Source organism: Mycobacterium gastri (assembly GCF_002102175.1).
GTDB classification, from domain to species: domain Bacteria; phylum Actinomycetota; class Actinomycetes; order Mycobacteriales; family Mycobacteriaceae; genus Mycobacterium; species Mycobacterium gastri.
Map to the genome: position 1 here is coordinate 1 of NZ_LQOX01000088.1, position 1,812 is coordinate 1,812.

General features: G+C 68.7%; 1 protein-coding gene and 2 pseudogenes. All 3 read right to left on the minus strand.

The window, feature by feature from the left end; translation table 11 throughout:
* A partial coding sequence (locus AWC07_RS29740; protein ID WP_425271234.1) for a transposase occupies positions 1-268 on the minus strand: 268 nt, incomplete at its 3' end.
* 54 nt (positions 269-322) lie between these two features.
* Positions 323-1,129, minus strand: a pseudogene (locus AWC07_RS30015) (hypothetical protein); the annotation flags it as partial.
* A gap of 342 nt (positions 1,130-1,471) precedes the next feature.
* Positions 1,472-1,780, minus strand: a pseudogene (locus tag AWC07_RS29745) (transposase); the annotation flags it as partial.
* Positions 1,781-1,812: the final 32 nt, after the last annotated feature.

The window sequence follows — 1,812 nt, forward strand, 5'->3', positions numbered from 1 at the left end:
AGGCGTGATTCTTCTCCACGCCGAGGTAGCGCAGTTTGATCCGCCGTCCGCGGTTGGTGGCGGTCCAGGCCACGATCCGCTCGATTGTCGAACGGGTGGGGTAGGCCTGCTTGAACTCGGGCGTGCGGGCTTGGGCTCGCGCGGCGCGCAGCAGCTGTTCGTGCGGGTGGATGCTCATCGTGCGGCCGTCTTTGGCCGTGGTGCAGCGCGATCGCAGCGGACACTCGGCGCACACCGCGCCGAAACTCACCGTGCGCTTGGCGGTCATGGCGCGGGTGTGCCCGCCCGGGCAGGTAACCGTGCCGGCCGGTTCGTCGATGGTGAAGTCGTCGAGGGTGAACCCGCCCGCAACCGCAGACATCAGCGGCTTGGGTTTGATCACCATGTCGTGCCCGTCGCGCTGGTAGGCCGCACGTGCGGCCCCGGTGCCATACGCCGAATCGCCATACACCTCAAGGCCGGCACGTCGCGCGGTGGCGGGGCCGCCGCCATCGATCACCGCTGCGACGACCATCGAGACCGCGGCGGCCACCGCGGTGACGGCGACGACCGCGCCGACGGCAGCGGCCACCCCGGTGGCGGTGCCGTGGTGGGATGCCTCCACTTCTGCCGGTGCGACCGTATCCGGTTGTGCCGCACGATGATCGGCACCGGCCACACCCGGCTCGGACTCGCTACCGCCGGGTTGGCCGTCCTGTGCGGTTGCGGCTGCACTGTCGCTGTCGTTGCCGCCGCAGTGGTAGCGGTCGCGGGCGATCAACTTCTGGCCAACCACCGCGTCGCTGCCGGCCTCTCCGGCCGCCTTGGTCAACTCGGCGTCGGTGATCAACCCGGTTTCGGGCTCGGCAGCCAAATGCCCACGAAACCCGTCTTTGCGGGCCGACTTGGACTTGCGGGTGTGGCGGGCCTCGGTGTCCACGGTGGAGATGACCCGATCCGGCGCCACCTTCCGCGCGATGCGCCAGCGTCCGTCGGTGCCATCGGAGTCCTCGGCGGGCTCCACGTCTTGGCCGGCGACCAGTGCCAGCAGCCCCAACGCGTCGGCGGAGGTGTCGGCGCGCTCGGGCGCATCCGGCCCGGTCAGTTCGGCCAGCACCGCCAGCGCGTCGTTGACCAGGTCCGACACCAGCCCCTGTTTGGCCGCCGGGTCGTCCCAATCGATGCCCGGCTTGCCCGGTTTCGAATAATCCAGCCTGCCCACCCGCGCGATGACTCCCTCCGCGCCGGGCACGCACCGCGCCACCTTACGCATCGCCGCCACCAACTGCGTCACCGTGTCCTGGGTAGCCACCGCGTCGTCGAACACCGTCGAATCCACGCACCGCTTACGACGCCCGCGCAGGACTGCGGTCTCGGCGATCACCCGCGCGACCGCGTCAAACACCCGATCCGGACGATCAGAAGCGGCGATCCGCTTGCGCCAATACACCAGCGTGGACGGGTCAAACGACGTCTGGGAAAGCGACCGCCCGCAGGCCACCTTCCAGCGGATGTCATAGCGCAACGCCTCGGCGGTCTGCGGATCCGACAAATCGTGGAGCTCCTTGAGCACCAGCACCGACCCGATCAGATCCGCCGGCAGCGACGGCCGCCCCGTCCTGGACGCGAACAGGTCCGAGATGAACGAATCCGGGAACAACTCGTGCCGGTGCTCGGCCAGGAAAGCAAAGATGCTGCCCGGCTCGACCAACTCCCCGACCAGCGCCTGCGCATCCAACAACTCCCGATCCGACCGCGTAATCCCTTGCACCACAACATCATCACACGCCACACCGCGCACAGCCGTCAGACACGACCAACAATGGACAGGTT